The sequence below is a fragment of the Marinobacter salinexigens genome (assembly GCF_008370345.1).
Lineage (GTDB): Bacteria > Pseudomonadota > Gammaproteobacteria > Pseudomonadales > Oleiphilaceae > Marinobacter > Marinobacter salinexigens.
On record NZ_VTUU01000005.1, the window covers coordinates 35,148 to 52,415 of the forward strand.

General features: G+C 56.9%; 17 protein-coding genes. 9 read left to right on the forward strand and 8 right to left on the reverse strand.

The features are described from left to right. Positions 1-104: 104 nt before the first annotated feature. The 5 genes from secA (at position 105) to ribA (ending at position 6,383) form a co-directional block, all read left to right on the forward strand. Positions 105-2,843, forward strand: coding sequence for a preprotein translocase subunit SecA (gene secA / locus FWJ25_RS11585; RefSeq protein ID WP_149600455.1), 2,739 nt, complete (start codon positions 105-107; stop codon positions 2,841-2,843). A gap of 110 nt (positions 2,844-2,953) precedes the next feature. Further along, on the forward strand, positions 2,954-4,171 hold the full coding sequence (gene argJ, locus FWJ25_RS11590; protein ID WP_149600456.1) for a bifunctional glutamate N-acetyltransferase/amino-acid acetyltransferase ArgJ: 1,218 nt from the start codon (positions 2,954-2,956) through the stop codon (positions 4,169-4,171). A 1-nt stretch (position 4,172) separates the two neighbouring features. Next, the gene (locus tag FWJ25_RS11595) at positions 4,173-5,141 is read left to right on the forward strand and encodes a Nudix family hydrolase (RefSeq protein ID WP_246166787.1); all 969 of its coding nucleotides are present in this window, start codon (positions 4,173-4,175) and stop codon (positions 5,139-5,141) included. 87 nt (positions 5,142-5,228) lie between these two features. Continuing rightward, positions 5,229-5,717: a cyclic pyranopterin monophosphate synthase MoaC gene (gene moaC, locus FWJ25_RS11600; protein ID WP_149600458.1), complete on the forward strand. Its 489-nt coding sequence runs from the start codon at positions 5,229-5,231 to the stop codon at positions 5,715-5,717. 51 nt (positions 5,718-5,768) lie between these two features. Further along, positions 5,769-6,383: a GTP cyclohydrolase II gene (gene ribA / locus FWJ25_RS11605; RefSeq protein WP_149600459.1), complete on the forward strand. Its 615-nt coding sequence runs from the start codon at positions 5,769-5,771 to the stop codon at positions 6,381-6,383. Positions 6,384-6,458: 75 nt separating this feature from the next. On the opposite strand, the gene dxs is transcribed toward ribA, so the two are convergent. From dxs to FWJ25_RS11625, 4 genes are all read right to left on the reverse strand, one after another. Continuing rightward, positions 6,459-8,390: a 1-deoxy-D-xylulose-5-phosphate synthase gene (gene dxs / locus FWJ25_RS11610; protein WP_149600460.1), complete on the reverse strand. Its 1,932-nt coding sequence runs from the start codon at positions 8,388-8,390 to the stop codon at positions 6,459-6,461. A 132-nt stretch (positions 8,391-8,522) separates the two neighbouring features. Next, on the reverse strand, positions 8,523-9,419 hold the full coding sequence (locus FWJ25_RS11615; protein ID WP_149600461.1) for a polyprenyl synthetase family protein: 897 nt from the start codon (positions 9,417-9,419) through the stop codon (positions 8,523-8,525). After that, positions 9,419-9,673: an exodeoxyribonuclease VII small subunit gene (locus FWJ25_RS11620; protein ID WP_149600462.1), complete on the reverse strand. Its 255-nt coding sequence runs from the start codon at positions 9,671-9,673 to the stop codon at positions 9,419-9,421. Before FWJ25_RS11620 ends, FWJ25_RS11615 begins: the two co-directional genes overlap by 1 nt. A 55-nt stretch (positions 9,674-9,728) precedes the next feature. Next, positions 9,729-10,502, reverse strand: coding sequence for an NRDE family protein (locus tag FWJ25_RS11625; RefSeq protein ID WP_149600463.1), 774 nt, complete (start codon positions 10,500-10,502; stop codon positions 9,729-9,731). A gap of 86 nt (positions 10,503-10,588) precedes the next feature. Between FWJ25_RS11625 and FWJ25_RS11630 the strand changes: the two genes are divergently transcribed. The 4 genes from FWJ25_RS11630 (at position 10,589) to folA (ending at position 13,885) form a co-directional block, all read left to right on the forward strand. Continuing rightward, the gene (locus FWJ25_RS11630; RefSeq protein ID WP_149600464.1) at positions 10,589-11,386 is read left to right on the forward strand and encodes a sulfite exporter TauE/SafE family protein; all 798 of its coding nucleotides are present in this window, start codon (positions 10,589-10,591) and stop codon (positions 11,384-11,386) included. 10 nt (positions 11,387-11,396) lie between these two features. Then, on the forward strand, positions 11,397-12,185 hold the full coding sequence (lgt, locus tag FWJ25_RS11635; protein ID WP_149600465.1) for a prolipoprotein diacylglyceryl transferase: 789 nt from the start codon (positions 11,397-11,399) through the stop codon (positions 12,183-12,185). Further along, positions 12,182-13,021, forward strand: a complete 840-nt coding sequence (locus tag FWJ25_RS11640; RefSeq protein WP_149600466.1) for a thymidylate synthase — start codon at positions 12,182-12,184, stop codon at positions 13,019-13,021. Before lgt ends, FWJ25_RS11640 begins: the two co-directional genes overlap by 4 nt. A 348-nt stretch (positions 13,022-13,369) precedes the next feature. Then, positions 13,370-13,885, forward strand: a complete 516-nt coding sequence (folA, locus tag FWJ25_RS11645; RefSeq protein WP_149600467.1) for a type 3 dihydrofolate reductase — start codon at positions 13,370-13,372, stop codon at positions 13,883-13,885. On the opposite strand, the gene FWJ25_RS11650 is transcribed toward folA, so the two are convergent. The 4 genes from FWJ25_RS11650 to FWJ25_RS11665 form a co-directional block, all read right to left on the reverse strand. Then, entirely contained in the window at positions 13,882-15,396 is a 1,515-nt protein-coding gene (locus FWJ25_RS11650) for a DEAD/DEAH box helicase (RefSeq protein WP_149600468.1), read from the reverse strand. The genes folA and FWJ25_RS11650 overlap by 4 nt on opposite strands. 142 nt (positions 15,397-15,538) lie before the next feature. Next, on the reverse strand, positions 15,539-16,438 hold the full coding sequence (locus tag FWJ25_RS11655) for a haloalkane dehalogenase (RefSeq protein WP_149600469.1): 900 nt from the start codon (positions 16,436-16,438) through the stop codon (positions 15,539-15,541). Between the two features lie 137 nt (positions 16,439-16,575). Beyond that, a complete protein-coding gene (locus tag FWJ25_RS11660) occupies positions 16,576-16,824 on the reverse strand; it encodes a hypothetical protein (RefSeq protein ID WP_149600470.1) in 249 nt (82 codons plus the stop codon). Between the two features lie 63 nt (positions 16,825-16,887). Then, positions 16,888-17,226 (reverse strand): hypothetical protein, encoded by a 339-nt coding sequence (locus FWJ25_RS11665; protein ID WP_149600471.1) that lies wholly within the window; start codon positions 17,224-17,226, stop codon positions 16,888-16,890. Positions 17,227-17,268: the final 42 nt, after the last annotated feature.

A 17,268-nucleotide genomic window follows, 5' to 3' on the forward strand; every position in this document is an offset into this window, starting at 1 on the left:
AGTGTGTTATACAAAATCGGTAGCTGTGAGCCCTGCCTTTTGTCCTGTCGCTAAATAAGGTTAGAATGCCGGCTTCCTCCTTTTAATCAAAGAAGCAGTGGTCTATGTTCACAAAGCTTGCAACCAAGATGTTCGGCAGTAAGAACGCCAGAGAAATCAAGCGAATGCGCAAGGTAGTCTCGCGCGTTAATGAGCTCGAAGAACAATTTGGGAATCTTTCTGACACCGAGTTGCAAGGCAAGACCGCTGAATTCCGTCGCCGCCTCGACGAAGGCGAATCGCTGGATGCAATCCTCCCTGAAGCCTTTGCCACTGTTCGCGAAGCTGGCCGGCGGGTCATGGGCATGCGTCACTATGATGTCCAGCTGATCGGCGGTATCACCCTTCATGAAGGCCGGATTGCCGAGATGAAAACCGGTGAGGGTAAAACCCTTGTCGCGACGGCAGCGGTCTACCTGAATGCGCTTCCGGGCAAGGGCGTCCACGTGGTGACCGTCAACGACTACCTGGCACGCCGGGACGCGGACTGGATGGGCAAACTGTACCGTTTCCTTGGCCTGCAGGTCGGAGTGGTTGCTTCCGGTCAACCGCCGGAAGAAAAGCGGGCGGCCTATCAGGCAGACATCACCTACGGAACCAATAACGAATTCGGATTCGATTACCTCCGGGACAATATGGCGTTCAGCACTGAGGACAAGGTGCAGCGCGGTCTGAACTACGCCATTGTCGATGAAGTTGACTCCATCCTGATCGATGAAGCCCGTACACCTCTGATCATCTCCGGTGCGGCTGAAGACAGCTCGAGGCTTTACCAGGCCGTTAATGCCTTGATTCCCAAGCTTGAGAAGGGCGAGGTGGTTGAGGACGGCGAGCCTACGGGCGATTTCACCATCGACGAGAAGTCCCGCCAGGTTGAGCTGACCGAAGCCGGTCATGAAAAAGTGGAAGAACTGCTGCTAGGCCAGGAGTTGTTGGGGGAAGGGGAAAGCCTCTACTCCGCTGCAAACCTGAGCCTTCTGCATCATGTGCATTCTGCCCTGCGTGCCCACCACCTGTTCCAGAAAGACGTGGACTACATTGTTCAGGGTGGACAGGTGGTCATCGTCGATGAACACACTGGCCGTACCATGCCGGGACGTCGCTGGAGCGAAGGTCTGCACCAGGCTGTGGAAGCGAAGGAAGGGGTTAAAATTCAGGCTGAAAGCCAGACCCTAGCGTCCACAACGTTCCAGAACTACTTCCGTTTGTACGAGAAGCTGGCTGGTATGACCGGTACCGCCGATACCGAAGCTTTCGAATTCCGTCAGATCTACGCGCTGGATGTGGTGGTCATTCCTCCGAACAAGCCGATTCAGCGTATCGACTATAACGACCTGGTGTATCTGAGCCAGGAAGAGAAATTCCACGCCATCATCGACGAAATCAAGGACGTAACCACCGAGGGGCGTCCGATTCTGGTGGGTACTGCCTCTATTGAAGCGTCGGAGCTGCTGTCCATGCTGCTCAAGAAGGCGCGCATCGACCACAAGATCCTCAACGCCAAACAGCACGAATCCGAGGCTCTGATCATTGCTCAAGCGGGTCGTCCGGGGGCAGTGACCATTGCAACTAACATGGCCGGTCGCGGTACTGACATCGTGTTAGGTGGTAACTGGGAATATGAAGTTGCCGCAATGGAGAATCCGTCAGAGGAAGAAGTGGCCCGTATCAAGGCGGAATGGACAGAGCGCCACAATCAGGTACTGGAAAATGGTGGCTTGCACATCATCGGTACCGAGCGCCATGAATCCCGGAGGATTGATAACCAGCTGCGAGGTCGTGCGGGTCGTCAGGGTGATCCGGGCTCTTCCCGTTTCTTCCTGTCTCTGGAAGACAACCTGATGCGCATCTTTGCCCCTGAACGGGTTAAGAACCTGATGCAGGCTATGGGCATGAAGAAAGGCGAGGCCATCGAGCATCGAATGGTCACCAATGCCATTGAGAAGTCTCAGCGCAAGGTGGAAGGTCGCAACTTCGACATGCGTAAGACGCTGCTGGAATATGATGACGTTGCCAATGACCAGCGTACGGTGATCTACGATCAGCGTAACGAAGTGATGGCTTCTGATGATGTGTCCGAGATGATCGACACCATCCGTGCGGATGTTGTGGAAACGCTCATTAGTGAACATATTCCGCCCCAGAGTATGCCTGAGCAGTGGGACGTTAACGGCCTGGAATCGCAGTTGCAGTCCGAAATGGCGATCGAGCTTCCCATTCAGCAGTGGCTGGATGAGGACAAGAATCTTTATGAGGAAAATCTGCGCGAGAAGGTGCTGGAAGCTATCGTCACGACATACCGCAGCAAGGAAGAAATTGCTGGGGCAGAGCCGATGCGCAAGTTTGAAAAGCAGGTGTTCCTGCAGGTTCTGGATACGCTCTGGAAAGAGCACCTTTCCAATATGGACCACCTGCGTCGTGGTATTCACCTGCGTGGCTATGCCCAGAAAAATCCGAAGCAGGAATACAAGCGTGAGGCCTTTAACCTGTTCGAAGACATGCTTGATGCAATGAAGCGGGACGTGACGCGTATTCTGTGCCACGTGCGTGTGCAGAGCCAGGAAGAAATGGAAGAGGTCGAGCGCCGCCGCAAGCAGGAACTGGAACAGGAGCTGGCGCGGGCCCGTATGCGTCACGATGAAACCAGTGCTACTGCAGAGAGCGGTGCTGAGGAGGACAACCAGGGCCAGCAACAGACGACTCCTGAAACCTTCGTCCGACAGGAGCGAAAGGTCGGGCGAAACGAGCCGTGTCCTTGCGGGTCCGGTAAGAAATACAAGCAGTGTCACGGCAAGATTGCCTGAACGTCTGACACTGGATTGATACTCAAGACCCGCAACCCGACCTGATCGGGCTGCGGGTTTTTCCGTTATAGATTCGCCGAATATCGGCATTGTTATTGAGGAGTTGCAGCATGGCCGTAGGTCCTGGAACCTTACCCGACTTTTTCCCGGTTGCCGGTGTCCGGCTGGGTATTGCCAGTGCAGGTATCAAGAAACCTGGTCGAAAGGACGTTGTGGTGTTTGAGTTGGCTCCAGAGAGCCGTGTGGCCGGCATTTTTACCCGTAACCAGTTCTGTGCTGCGCCCGTGACATTGAGTCGTAAGCACCTCGCGAGTGCGTCGCCTCGCTATTTGCTGATCAATACGGGCAATGCCAATGCCGGCACCGGTGATCAGGGTATGGCAGACGCGCTGGCTTGCTGTCAGGCATTGGCGACGAACGCCGGTGTAGACGTTGAGGCCGTGCTGCCGTATTCAACCGGCGTCATTGGGGAGCCGCTGCCGGTTGCCAAAATTGTTGCTGCGCTGCCTGAGGCGCTGGCCAACACTTCTGAGGATCGCTGGACAGAAGCTGCCAGCGGCATTATGACCACGGATACGCGTCCGAAAGGGGCGTCCTGCCAGTTTGAGCTCGATGGACATACTGTCACTATTTCCGGCATCAGTAAGGGGGCCGGAATGATTCGCCCCAATATGGCGACCATGCTTGGGTTCATTGCCACCGACGCACGTATCGAGCCTTCGGTGCTGCAAGACCTTGCTTCGGAACTGGGCGAGAAGTCCTTCAACCGGATTACTATCGATGGTGATACCTCAACCAATGATGCCTGCATGCTGATCGCCAGCGGCCAGTACGATGGCCCGGAGATTAACGCTGACAGTCCGGCCCTGCCGAAGCTGAGGGACGCGTTGCAGAAGATTTACCTTGAGCTGGCTCATGCCATCGTGCGAGATGGTGAAGGCGCCACCAAGTTTGTGACCATTGCTGTGACCGGTGCCCGAGCCCAGCAGGAGGCTCTGGATGTTGCTTATACCGTTGCACACTCGCCTTTGGTCAAGACCGCCCTTTTTGCCTCAGATCCGAACTGGGGAAGGATTCTGGCGGCTGTGGGGCGTGCAGGGGTACAGGGCCTGGATCTGAATGCGCTGGAAATCTTCCTTGGCGACGTCTGCCTGGTTCGCAATGGTGGAAGGGCTGAGGACTACTCCGAAGAGCGGGGGCAGTCTGTGATGGATCAGGAAGAGATCACTATCTCAATTGATCTCAAGAGAGGAGACGTTTCGGAGACAGTCTGGACCTGCGATTTCTCCCATGATTACGTCACCATCAATGCCGAGTACCGGACCTGATATGACGGCGGAAGCAGTTGTCGTGAAGGAGGTGCATGTTGCTGTCGCTGTGGTGATACGTGATGGCCGTGTTCTGATCGCCCGTCGGCCTGATCATGTGCACCAGGGGGGGCTGTTGGAATTTCCCGGCGGCAAGGTGGAGCCCGGCGAGACAGTCCAGCAGGCCCTGGTCAGGGAGATTGGTGAGGAAACTGGTTTGACGGTGCCTGAGGGCTCTCTGGAGCCGGTAATTGGCATTCGCCATGACTATGGCGACAAACGTGTGTTTCTCGATGTCTGGAGCACGACAGAGGCGCAAGGGCAGGCGCGTGGATGCGAAGGGCAGCCGGTCGACTGGCTGTTGCCGGAGGCACTCGCCGACGACGCTTTCCCGGCGGCAAACCGGCCGATTATACGAGCCCTGAGGTTACCCTCGACGTTGCCAATTACTGGCGAGATTGCAGACATTGCCGAAGGGTTGGAAAAGTTGTCCCGTTCTCTGGAGAACGTGATGAGCCCTCTGCTTGTATTACGCTCGCCCGCGCTGGATTCTGACGCCTACTGTCGGCTGGCCGAGGAGGCTGTTGCTCTGACCGGTGATCATTGTGGGGTTATCGTTCACGGAGCGCCGGGCATCTTTGAATCGGTGGCCGGCGCCTCCGGTCTGCATCTGCCCTGGCGGGAGGCGGAGAAGCTGATGGCTCGCCCGGTGCCTGGCGGCGTCTGGCTTGGGGTGTCCTGTCACAATGCTGACGAGATAGCCCATGCAGTGCGGCTCGGAGCTGATTATGTGACATTGGGGCCGGTGGCGGAGACTGCGACTCATCCCGGGGAACCGGGAATAGGGTGGTCAGCTTTCCAGGATATCGTGGATTCGGCTCCGGTGCCGGTCTACGGGCTTGGCGGCCTTGGACGGGATCAGGTCGCTGAAGCGAAAGTTGCCGGTGCTCAGGGAGTTGCCGGAATTCGCTTCTGGTGGCCATCAAACTGATAATTGTCAGCAGTTCTCTGAATCCCGTCTGTTAGGCTGGCGGACTCTTGAATTGCTGTCTGGAACTTCGATAAATCGGGGGAAGCCGTGAGCAAACTGACTCACCTGGATGACAAGGGCGAGGCCCGTATGGTGGACGTGACGGATAAAGCCGTCACTGAGCGGGAAGCCCGCGCCGAAGCGACGATTCGTATGGCGCCGGCAACTCTGAAAATGATCATTGACGGCGAGCACCCAAAAGGTGATGTGCTTGCAGTCGCTCGCATTGCCGGGATTATGGCTGCTAAGAAAACCCATGACCTGATTCCCCTTTGTCATGCCCTGAATCTGACGTCGGTGAAAGTCGAGCTTTCACCGGGTGAAGACGGCGCCTCAGTACATATCCTGACACGATGCAAACTGTCGGGTCAGACCGGGGTGGAAATGGAAGCCCTGACAGCGGCCAGCGTTGCAGCGCTTACCCTGTACGATATGTGCAAAGCGGTTGACCGGGGCATGGAAATCGGAAGTGTTCGTCTGCTCGAGAAGAAGGGTGGCCGTAGTGGTCATTGGGTCGCCGGGACTACGCCTGAATGACGCCCTCGTGATAGAATGCGCGCCCGATAGATTGAATCTCGAGGAAAGACTGTGGCTGTTCGTTACATCCAGACCTGCCGGTTGCCGACCCCGTTCGGGGTTTTTGATATGCATGGCTTTGAAGAGCCGGATACCGGCAAGGAGCATGTCGCCCTTACTCTGGGTAATCTGGACAGCGACGAGCCCGTACTGGCGCGCACCCATTCGGAGTGCCTGACGGGTGACGCACTCTACAGCATGCGTTGTGACTGCGGATACCAACTGGAAGAGGCGCTACGAAGTATCGCCCGGGAAGGCCGTGGAATTCTGATGTACCTGCGCCAGGAAGGTCGTGGGATCGGGCTACTGAACAAGATCCGGGCCTATAACCTGCAGGATCAGGGTGCGGATACCGTTGAGGCGAACGAGCGTCTCGGTTTTGCCGCTGACCTCCGCGATTACAGCATGTGCAAGGATATGCTCGAGCACCTTGGCATCAAGAGCCTGCGCCTGATGACCAACAACCCGCGCAAGGTGAACGCACTGTCTTCCTACGGCATCGACATCGCAGAGCGGGTGCCCTTGCATGTTGGCCGTAATCCCCACAATGAGCATTACCTGAATACCAAGCAGAGTAAGCTTGGCCACTGGCTGGAAACCCATCAGGATGATGATCCCGCCGAGTGATGTTGATGTGTCCGGATGCTTAAAGCCCGCGTTTTAACGCGGGCTTTTTTGTACCTTACATGAGCTGCTCGGGGTCTATTTGACCGCTTTAAGAGTCTGGCGCCGTAAACGTTCCAGCCGATCTTCGATCGTTTTCTGTATGCCGGCAGAATCCAGGCCGCAGTCCGCCAGCAGCTCTTCATGTTTGCCATGGTCGACAAACGTGTCCGGGAGTCCCAGTTGAAGGACCGGCATTGTAACTTCTCGGCTGTTGAGGAATTCGGTTACCGCGCTGCCAGCACCGCCTGCAATGGTGTTTTCTTCCAGAGTAACCAGCAGGTCGTGGCTTTCAGCCATAGCCAGGACGAGTTGTTCGTCGAGGGGCTTAACAAACCGCATATCCACTACGGTTGCCCCTAGCGCTTTTGCGGCTTCAAGTGCGGAGGTCAATAAGGTGCCAAAGTTCAGGATGGCAATTTCACTACCTTCTTTAATGATGCGTCCTTTGCCGAGCGGCTGAACCGTAAGCTCATCAAGGATCTCGGAGCCAGGGCCTGTACCTCGCGGATAACGAACGGCGGCAGGGCCGTCGAACATCAGGCCGGTGTGCAGTAGTTGCCTGGTTTCGTTTTCATCCGAAGGTGTCATGATCACCATGTTGGGAACACAGCGCAGATAGCTGATGTCAAAAGCCCCCGCGTGAGTCGGGCCGTCTTCACCAACCAGTCCGGCACGGTCAATAGCAAACACCACATCCAGATTCTGTATCGCTACGTCATGAATAAGCTGATCGTAACCGCGCTGAAGGAATGTGGAATAGATTGCCACCACCGGTTTGGCTCCGTCGCAAGCCAGGCCTGCTGCGAGGGTGACTGCGTGCTGTTCAGCGATGGCGACATCGAAGTAGCGATCCGGGAAGCGTTCGGAGAAGGCCAGCAGATCAGAGCCTTCGCACATTGCCGGAGTAATGCCAACCACCCGCTCATCCTGTTCAGCCGCGTCGCACAGCCACTGACCGAAGACGTTGGCGTACTTGGGCCTGGCCGGTCTCGGTGATACCGGTTCCGGCTTTGTGGGCGGAACTGGCTCAATCTTGTTGATGGCGTGGTAGCCAATGGGGTCGGCCTCGGCCGGCGCAAACCCTTTGCCTTTGGTGGTCACCACGTGCAGGAACTGGGGGCCTTCCAGCTGCCGGATGTTTTCCAGGGTTTCCACCAGTAGAGGCAGGTCATGCCCGTCGATGGGGCCGATATAGTTGAAACCGAGCTCTTCAAACAGCGTGCCCGGAGCAATCATGCCCTTGACGTGTTCTTCAGTCCTCTTGACCAATGCCCTTAGATGAGGCTTGTCCTGAAGGACTTTTTTACTGTTGTTGCGTACCTGGTTGTAGGTGCGGCTGGACAGCAGTTTTGCAAAGTAGTTGGACAGACCACCGACGTTGCGCGAGATCGACATGTCATTGTCATTCAGAACCACGAGCATGTTCGAATGCAGGTGTCCAGCATGGTTCAGGGCTTCAAACGCCATGCCGGCAGTCATGGCACCGTCGCCGATCACGGCAATGCTTCTGCGCTGAGAGTGCTGAAGCCGGGCTGCAATGGCCATGCCGAGGGCGGCACTGATCGACGTGCTGGAATGGCCAACACCAAACGTGTCGTATTCACTTTCTGCACGTTTGGGGAAGCCGGCAAGGCCGCCCTTGCGACGTATGGAGCCCATTTGCTCGCGACGTCCGGTCAGGATCTTGTGGGGATAGGCCTGATGACCCACGTCCCAGATCAGCCGGTCGTCCGGGGTATTGAAGACGTAATGCAGAGCGATGGTCAGTTCCAGTACGCCCAGCCCGGCACCGAAGTGCCCGCCGGTCTGGCCTACAGACCACAGCAAAAATGAACGGAGCTCCCTGGCCAGCTGAGAAAGCTGCTCGGCCGGGAGCTCGCGCAGTTGGGCTGGGGCGTCAATCCTGTCCAGAAGCGGTGTATTGGGCCGCTGTGACGGGATTTCCTTGAAAATATAAGTGTCCTGCATCTACTCGGGTCTTTTCCGGAATGTTCGGCAACCAGCTGGCATTATACGGGAACAGGGCGCGCTGTTTCACACCTAAAGGGCCAGATGTTGCAAGATTGTAAAGCCCAGTGTGCGCTCTCGGGGCGCCGGGATTCAATGGGTTCGTGCCACTACGTAATCTGCCATGGCGCGCAGGGGGTCTGCTTCGGGGCCAAAACCGGCGAGGCTGTCCTGTGCTTTGGCCAGAAGGGCCGACAAATGCTTTCGTGCACCCTCAATGCCCAGCAGGGCGGGGTAGGTGGGTTTTGCCCGGGCGGCATCTGATCCCTGGGGCTTTCCGATGACTTCGGTGTCACCCTCAATGTCCAGAAGGTCATCCTGAACCTGGAAAGCCAGCCCCAGGGCTCTGGCATATTCAGCGAGTGAGTTCAGTGTGTCATCACTGATTGACGGTGAGGTCAGTGCGCCCATGCGGACCGATGCTTCGATCAGTGCGCCTGTTTTGTGCCGATGCATGGTTTCCAGCTCTGACAGGCTCAGGGTTTTGCCGACAGCTTCAAGATCGATGGCCTGTCCACCTACCATGCCACCATGACCGCTGGCATCAGCCAGTTCCCGAACCATGGCGAGTCGGGCGCTTTCGGACACGGACTGATTGTCTGTCAGGCAGTGGAAGGCCAATGCCTGCAAGGCATCCCCGGCAAGAATCGCGGTCGCCTCATCAAAGGCAATGTGCGCGGTAGGTCGGCCCCGACGCAGTTCATCGTCATCCATGGCAGGCAGATCATCGTGGATCAGTGAATACGCATGGATGAGTTCCACGGCACAGGCTGATGCAAGGGCTGCGTCGCCTTGACTGCCAACGGCGTTCGCAGCTGCCAGGCACAGTGCCGGACGAATACGCTTCCCGCCGCCAAGTACGCTGTAGCGCATGGCGGACTGCAATCGCTCCGATGCCGAGTTCTGCTCAATACAGCGGTCAAGTTCCGCGTCGACCCGCACTCTGCAGCTTTCCAGGAAATCCAGTGCCTTTTTATGCTGGTCAGTCATCAGTCGGCGTCATCCGGAGAAAACGATCGGGTTTCAAGGGAACCATCACTGGATTTCACCAGTTCCTCGACGCGTTGCTCTGCGTTCTTGAGGGCCTGTTGGCATTCTCGGGTCAGTTTAACGCCCCGTTCGAAGGCAGACAGTGACTGCTCAAGCGAAAGTTCACCTTGTTCCAGATCCCGGACCAGCTTTTCCAGTTCGTCGAGGGATTTCTCAAAATCGGCGATGGATGTTGTGCCTTGTTCACCGGCCATCAGGCTTCCTCCGATCGGGTAACAGAATTTCGCGGATTATATCAGAGCTTCGGTACTATCGCTGCCAATCAAAGTGGCGGTAGTCGCCCTTTTCTGCATTTGGTCCCCAGCTTTGTTCGGTAACGTCAATCTGCCCGTCCCGGGAAACCGTGACGACGGTTGTTGCCCGGGTACCGTAGTGGTCTCCCGCAATAAACGGCGAGGAAAGAAAGCGCTCGGTGTCCAGACTAATGCCGGTATCTGGCAGCATATGGTCCGGCGCTGTGGTGGTGTCCTGCAGCAGGCGGATCAGTTTATCGTGCAATTCGGATACGTCTTCGCTGGCATCCCGGACAGCCAGGCCAACATTCTGTCTCAGGCGCAGAAGCTTGGGCCAGGGTGTTTGCAGCAAGTGATTGCTGAGGCCATAGAGCCCACGATGGACTTGCCTGCCCGGATGGGCATCCCGGTTGCTGTAATACCAGCCTTCGGCCGGGGTGAGCCTTACCAGGTTAAAACCGGAATAATGGCCTGAACTGGATGCCAGTGCAGCCTTCAGATGGTCGGTGCTTTGGTAAAGGGCGCTGAGTGGCAGTTCGCCACGGCTCCGTGCACCTGCTTCCGGGGTGCCTTCTCTGACATTGGTGACAGCGCTGACAATACCTTCCCGGGAAATGGCCAGCCAGGTACCGCCAGATTGGAGATCCCGCCCGGATAGCACCGCCTGGCCCTGATCGGTTGTCCACCAGTCCATGGATGCCGTGGGACGCCGGAAAAACTCGTCCCGGTTGGCCGCGACGACCAGAGGGAAGAGTGGATTTTGTCCCAGGGTGAAGGCGATCAGGCACATGGTGGTCGGGAGGCTCCGCAGTTAATGAAGTTGGCGATCTGCGTGTGTATCATACCAGCCTTGTTTTCCTCGGGTGTGGCTCGGCTATGGCACTGGTTTACGTATTCGCGTCCTATCTTGCGTTGGGGGCTTTGGCCGGCACGGTTGCCGGTCTGTTCGGGATCGGTGGTGGTCTGATCATTGTCCCCGTACTGATCTTCAGTTTTGGCCTTCAGGGCGTTAGCCCGGAAATAGCCGCGCATGTGGCGGTGGGTACGTCTCTGGCAACCATTGTGTTTACCTCTATCAGCTCAATCCGTTCTCACAATGCCCGAGGCGCTGTGCGCTGGGAGGTGTTCCGGCCGATGACCTTTGGCATTGTCGTTGGCGCTGTCCTGGGAGCGTGGACGGCCTCGCTGATGAATGGCCAGACCCTGAAACTGGTGATCGGTGTTTTCGCGATCCTGGTGGCGGTTAAAATGATCACCGGCGCAAACCCGAAACCCGGACGTAATGTGCCCGGATCAGTCGGCCTCACGGGCGCTGGTGGGCTTGTTGGCTGGGCTTCTGCGATATTTGGCATCGGCGGCGGCACAATTACCGTGCCCTATCTCAATTGGTGCAATGTCCGCATGCAGGAGGCTGTGGCCACCTCGGCGGCCTGCGGCCTGCCCATTGCCATTGCTGGCGCGCTGGGCAATATCTGGACCGGTTGGGGGCATGCAGATCTTCCGGAGTACAGCCTCGGGTTTATTTACTTGCCGGCACTGCTGGGGATCATCCTGACCAGTGTCCCGTTTGCAAAAGTCGGTGCCGCCCTGGCCCATCGCCTGGACGCCATTGTGCTGAAACGAACTTTCGCGATCATCCTGATTATCGTAGGACTCCGTTTTCTTCTGAGCTGAGAGGTTTTTAATGCTACAGCACCCCCAGATTGACCCGGTGGCGATTGCTATCGGTCCCCTGAAGATTCACTGGTACGGGCTTACCTACCTTGTTGGCTTTGTTGCAGGCTGGTGGCTTGGTCGGATCCGCAGCCGCAAACCCGGTTCCCCGGTGAACGAGGAGCAGATGGGTGACTTACTTTTCTACATGGCCCTTGGCGTGATTTTGGGTGGTCGCTTTGGTTATGTGATCTTTTATAACTTCGACACGTTTCTGGCCGATCCGCTCTGGCTGTTCCGGGTGTGGGAAGGTGGAATGTCCTTCCATGGCGGCCTGCTCGGTGTCATGTTTGCGATGTGGTGGTATGGCCGCAAACTGAGCGTCGGATTCTGGCGGATTGCGGATTTTGTTGCCCCGCTGGTACCGGTCGGCCTGGGTGCCGGACGGATTGGTAATTTTATTAACGGCGAGCTTTGGGGGAAACCTACGGACGTACCCTGGGGTATGGTGTTTCCCCAGGCGCCGGACGCACTGGCCCGTCATCCGTCCCAGTTATACCAGTTCGCGCTGGAGGGCGTGGCGTTGTTCGTGATCCTCTGGTGGTTCTCGGCCAAGCCTCGGCCCCGCATGGCAGTGTCTGGCTTGTTTCTGATTGCCTACGGGGTCTTCCGCTTCCTGGTTGAGTTCGTGCGTCAACCAGATGCGCAGCTCGGCTATCTCGCGTTCGACTGGCTAACCATGGGGCAGGTACTGTCTACTCCGATGATTCTGGCCGGCATGTTCCTGATGTTTATTGCTTACCGGAGAAATGCGGCATGAAAGCCTACCTTGACCTGATGCAGGATGTTGTCGACAACGGGTTCGACAAAGGTGACCGGACCGGAGTTGGAACCCGCTCTGTTTTTGGTCGCCAGATGCGCTTCAATCTGCAGGACGGTTTTCCGCTGGTAACAACCAAGAAAGTACACTTGTGCAGCATCATCTACGAACTGCTGTGGTTCCTTCGTGGTTCCACCGATAACAACTGGTTGACTGAGCGCAAAGTCTCCATCTGGAACGAATGGGCGCTGGACAACGGTGACCTCGGGCCTATCTACGGCAAACAGTGGCGCAGTTGGCAGTGTGCCGATGGTCGTGTAGTGGATCAGATCAGTGAAGTGATTGATCAGATCCGTAACAAGCCAAACTCTCGGCGTCTGATCGTCTCGGCCTGGAACCCGGCGGAATTGCCGGACGAATCCATCGGGCCTCAGGACAATGTTCGCGAGGGCAGGATGGCCCTTGCACCCTGCCACTGCCTGTTTCAGTTCTACGTTGCAGACGGCAAACTCTCCTGCCAGCTCTATCAACGCAGCGCCGACCTGTTCCTGGGCGTGCCGTTCAATATTGCTTCCTATGCCTTGCTGACTCACATGATTGCGCAGCAATGCGATCTTGATGTGGGTGAGTTTGTGCACACGTTCGGCGATTGCCATCTCTACCAGAACCACCTCACCGATGACATTGTGTTCGAGCAGCTCAAGCGCGCACCGAGGGCGTTGCCGAAACTGGTGATCAAGCGCAAGCCGGCATCGATATTCGAGTACGAGCTAGAGGATTTCGAATTCGAAGGGTACGAGCCTTGCCCCGTGATAAAGGCGCCTATCGCTATTTAACCCAGCCTTTGGTGCGGGCAAGTGGGTGGGGACGAATTCCCGAAAACCGCCTCAAGACATCCTGTGCGGCTTGGGCTCCGCCATCCATGGCTCCGCACATTTTCGGGAATTCGTCCCCACCCACTTGCGTCAGCCTCGGGTGCTTGCTTGCCGGTGTTGCTTTTTCCCGGGTGGGTGCATGGATTAATGGAAGGCCAACGCCAAACGTATTTGCGAGAGTCGGCCAGGTCGCTCAAAACTGTGCGAAGCCATGGATGGCGAAGCTCAAGCGTCACATGGACGTGCCGAAGGAGCGGGTTTTGAGCGACCTGGCCGACTCTCGCTAACTCCAGAAGCAGAGGACAACAGATGAGAAAGGCCCTCATAGTAGCCATGGCCCGAAATCGGGTGATAGGCCGAAACAACAAGCTCCCGTGGTACCTCCCGGGTGATCTCAGGTATTTCAAACAGGCCACCATGGGCAAGCCTATCATCATGGGCAGAAAGACGTGGGATTCCATTGGACGGCCGCTGCCGGGTCGTATGAACGTGGTGATTTCCCGAAGCCCGGAATGGGACGCGCCGACCGGTACGGTCGCTGCAAGATCACTGGATGAAGCCCTGCTGAAAGCGGGAGCCCAGGCTGAACTGGAAGGCGGGGATGAAGTAATGGTGATCGGTGGAGGGCAGATTTATGCCGAGGTGTTACCGATTGTGGATCGCATGTACATCACCCAGGTTCATGCGGAAGTGGAAGGGGATGCCTATTTTCCCGAAGTGAACTGGGATGACTGGGAAGAAATCGGACGGGAGGATTTCTCCGCGTCCGATAACAATCCGTACGACTACAGCTTCGTAGTCTATCAGCGCGTCGGCTCCGCTTAGCGGGCCGGGCGCTTACCCGCAGGCTTGCCGCTCTTGTTGGCCGGGCGGCCTCCTTTCGGTCCCTTGCGGGGGCCGCCAGGTTTTCCATCTTTCCGGAAACCACCTTTGCCAGGGCCTTTGCGGAAACTCTTCTTGCCTGGAGGCGGACCACGGCGATCTCGCGGCTTGGTGGAAATTTCCGGCAGTGCTTCCGGTGTTTCCAGTGGCAGGGAGCCCGGTTGTGCCATTTCCATCCAGCAGGCCAGGGCGCCAGCGATCATCGCCATATCCATGTCATTACGCTCGGCGACTTCGTCCAGCAGGGACATGGCTTTTGCTAGCTTACCGTCTTCTGCAAAGCTCATCAGCTGGGTTTCAAACTGCTCAACCCGAAGCTTCTGGAGGTCAGCCGGTGAGGGCAGTTGGTACGCCTCCATGGGAGAGTTAGTGGCCCGCTCGAGAGTGCGCAGCCAGCTGCGCTCACGAGGGGTTACCAGCAGGATGGCCTTACCTGTGCGTCCGGCGCGACCTGTGCGGCCAACACGGTGAATGTAAGCCTCAGTGTCGTAAGGCACGTCGTAGTTGATTACGTGCGTGATGCGGGGTACGTCCAGACCTCGGGCGGCAACGTCGGTAGCAATGACGATGTCTTTTTTGCCCCGTTTCAGGTCCTCAACAGTCTGCTCCCTCTGGCGCTGGTTAAGATCGCCATTCAGCGGTGCGACGGCATGACCACGGGCGGACAGCTTTTCTGCCAACAGGGTCGTTTCTGCCTTGGTGCGCACAAAGATGATGGACGCGTCGAAAGGTTCAACTTCCAGGATCCGTGTCAGAGCGTCCAGTTTGCGCTCGGCATAGACCGGCAGCACAAACTGAGCGATGCGCTCGACGGTACGGGTCTCGCTCTCGATTTTTACTTCCGTGGCGTCCTTCAGATAGGTTTGGGCAACCTTCTTGATCTGGGGCGGCATGGTGGCGGAGAACAGTGCGCGCTGACAGTTCTCTGGCGTTTTCGCCAGGATGGCTTCAACATCATCAATGAAGCCCATGCGCAGCATTTCGTCGGCTTCGTCAAGAACCAGCGCCTTGAGGTTGTGCAGTTTCAGCGTGCCCTTGCGCAGGTGGTCGAGCATACGCCCCGGTGTGCCGACAATGACCTGTGCACCACGCTTCAGGCCACGAATTTGCGGACCGAAGTCCTGTCCGCCATAGATAGGCAGAACGTGGAATTGCTGGAACTTTGCTGCATAGCTGGTAAATGCTTCGGCCACCTGAATGGCCAGCTCCCGTGTGGGTGCCAGCACCAGGATTTGGGGCTCACTGGCAGAGGCGTCAATACGGCTCAACAGAGGGAGGGCGAAGGCGGCGGTTTTGCCGGTACCCGTTTGGGCTACGCCCAGAAGGTGGTTACCAGCCAGCAGGGCAGGGATGGATTTCGCCTGGATAGGAGACGGTTTTTCGTAACCAATCGCGGTAACGGCTTCCAGGACGGATGGATCCAGCCCCAGCTCAGCAAAGGAAAGTTCTGACATTGATTCACTCGGAATTCGGAGGGTAATGCATTGCCAAGCAATGCGTGATAGTTGTCATTATAGCCGCTTTATTGATGGTTTAGTATGCAAAATCCGGATTGCCCTGTAGGTAGTTGCCGGTGAAGGGCTATTGCGCTGTGCCTCAGGCCGCCATTTCTGTTTTCAGTGCATCTATGATGGTGCGGGCAAAGGCCTCAGGAGAGTCTTCCTGAAGGAAATGGCCGCCTCGTAAGGTGATGTGGGGCTGGCCGTGAGCGCCGGGAATTCTGCGCTGCATGTAGCGGTCACCGCCCCTGGTAATGGGGTCTCCGGTGCTGAAGCAGGTAATAAACGGTTTCTTCCATTTCTCCAGAACTCGCCATGTGGCTTTGTTGGCATCGCTGGCGGGATCATCCGAAGACACCGGCACAAGTTTGGGAAATGCCCTGGCTCCAGCCTTGTATTCCGCAGACGGGAAGGGAGCTTCGTAGGCGGCGAGTTCTGCTTTTGACAGGGTACGTTCGGTGCCCAGTTGCACAATTCTGCCGATGGGAAACCATGGGCTATGGGAGGCAAATGCCTTCCAGATGGAAAACACGGGCGGCACGCGGGTTTCGCCGGTCGGCAGCATGCCGTTGCCGACGATGATCCTACTAAAGCGTTGGGGGTGTTCGGCTGCAAGACGCAGACCCAACAGGGATCCCCAGTTCTGGCAAACCAGGGTGACGTTCCTGAGGTCCAGTTTCTCAATCCAGGTGGTAAGCCAGGCCATGTGCTGGTCGTAACTGTAATCCTCCACTGATGCCGGTTTGTCGGATTTTCCGAAACCCACAAGGTCTGGAGCTAACACCCGGTAACCTGCCTGACTGACCAGCGGGATCATGTGGCGGTAGAGATAAGACCAGGACGGCTCGCCGTGGAGCATGAGCACCGGAGTGCCCCGGGAAGGGCCCTCATCCACGTAATGCATTCGCAGATTGGGTGCTACGTCCAGAAAATTGGGCGCAAAGGGGTAATCCGGTAGACCGGTAAAGCGGGCTTCATCGGTTCTCAGAATACGCATGCCATCGACTGTCCTGACTGAGTGGTTGCGTGATTGTGAGGGATCGTGATCCCTCTAATACAATCGTCGCATATCAGGATAAATCAGATGGAATTCTGGTGTGTTTGAGTTGCGTAACAGAGCGTTGTCGCTTTGAATCAGGACGCTATTTCAAACAGGCGTTCCGGGTTGTCAATTCGGGCCATGGCGCTATCGCAGCAGTTGACCGCACCGCAGTCATCCGCGGAGCAAAGGGCAATGGTCTGGCACTCGATGTCCTGGTGTCTGTCGCCGGTATTACGGAACAGTCGGGAGCGTGAAAGAATGGATTGGCAGTGGCCACACAGCAGTGTGGGAACGGCGCTGCCTTCGGCCAGCAGTGCGACGTAATGTTTTTGTTTGGTCATAAATATCCTCCTCATAATCCCAACATAAGGACGGACTGTGACAATTCAAAGTCTGGAGAGTTCCTATTGATCGGGATCGATAACTGGACGGCGGTTGGAGCGTTTGTCGTCCCAGTCGAGTTCTTTGGGGTCATACCAGCCAATGGCGTTGAGAACCTTTTCCCGGGTTCGCGGCGAGAGAGTCGGCCAGAGTTCCTGGAAGTCGTCTACGCCAAGGTCTCGAATTCGTTGCTGTTTGCTGCGCAATCTGTTGATGATTCGAGGCAGTTGCAGTGCTTCGCCAAGCTGGCCCGGGACGAGTACGTCCTGCCCCATGACCTTGCGCCGATGGGTACGGGCGGCCAGAACCTTCTGCAATTCAATCGCTGCGTCGAGAGCAGTGTCTTCGGTAAACGTTTCCACGGGCGTAAGCGGGACCTGGTTTATCGCTGATCAATAACCGTC

What these genes read in the sequence shown, in the direction of transcription:
- secA (WP_149600455.1), top strand. Translation starts at nt 105, where the DNA reads ATGTTCACAAAGCTTGCAACCAAGATGTTCGGCAGTAAGAACGCCAGA.
- argJ (WP_149600456.1), top strand. Translation starts at nt 2,954, where the DNA reads ATGGCCGTAGGTCCTGGAACCTTACCCGACTTTTTCCCGGTTGCCGGT.
- FWJ25_RS11595 (WP_246166787.1), top strand. Translation starts at nt 4,173, where the DNA reads ATGACGGCGGAAGCAGTTGTCGTGAAGGAGGTGCATGTTGCTGTCGCT.
- dxs (WP_149600460.1), bottom strand. Translation starts at nt 8,390, where the DNA reads ATGCAGGACACTTATATTTTCAAGGAAATCCCGTCACAGCGGCCCAAT.
- FWJ25_RS11615 (WP_149600461.1), bottom strand. Translation starts at nt 9,419, where the DNA reads ATGACTGACCAGCATAAAAAGGCACTGGATTTCCTGGAAAGCTGCAGA.
- FWJ25_RS11620 (WP_149600462.1), bottom strand. Translation starts at nt 9,673, where the DNA reads ATGGCCGGTGAACAAGGCACAACATCCATCGCCGATTTTGAGAAATCC.
- FWJ25_RS11625 (WP_149600463.1), bottom strand. Translation starts at nt 10,502, where the DNA reads ATGTGCCTGATCGCCTTCACCCTGGGACAAAATCCACTCTTCCCTCTG.
- FWJ25_RS11630 (WP_149600464.1), top strand. Translation starts at nt 10,589, where the DNA reads ATGGCACTGGTTTACGTATTCGCGTCCTATCTTGCGTTGGGGGCTTTG.
- lgt (WP_149600465.1), top strand. Translation starts at nt 11,397, where the DNA reads ATGCTACAGCACCCCCAGATTGACCCGGTGGCGATTGCTATCGGTCCC.
- FWJ25_RS11640 (WP_149600466.1), top strand. Translation starts at nt 12,182, where the DNA reads ATGAAAGCCTACCTTGACCTGATGCAGGATGTTGTCGACAACGGGTTC.
- folA (WP_149600467.1), top strand. Translation starts at nt 13,370, where the DNA reads ATGAGAAAGGCCCTCATAGTAGCCATGGCCCGAAATCGGGTGATAGGC.
- FWJ25_RS11650 (WP_149600468.1), bottom strand. Translation starts at nt 15,396, where the DNA reads ATGTCAGAACTTTCCTTTGCTGAGCTGGGGCTGGATCCATCCGTCCTG.
- FWJ25_RS11655 (WP_149600469.1), bottom strand. Translation starts at nt 16,438, where the DNA reads ATGCGTATTCTGAGAACCGATGAAGCCCGCTTTACCGGTCTACCGGAT.
- FWJ25_RS11660 (WP_149600470.1), bottom strand. Translation starts at nt 16,824, where the DNA reads ATGACCAAACAAAAACATTACGTCGCACTGCTGGCCGAAGGCAGCGCC.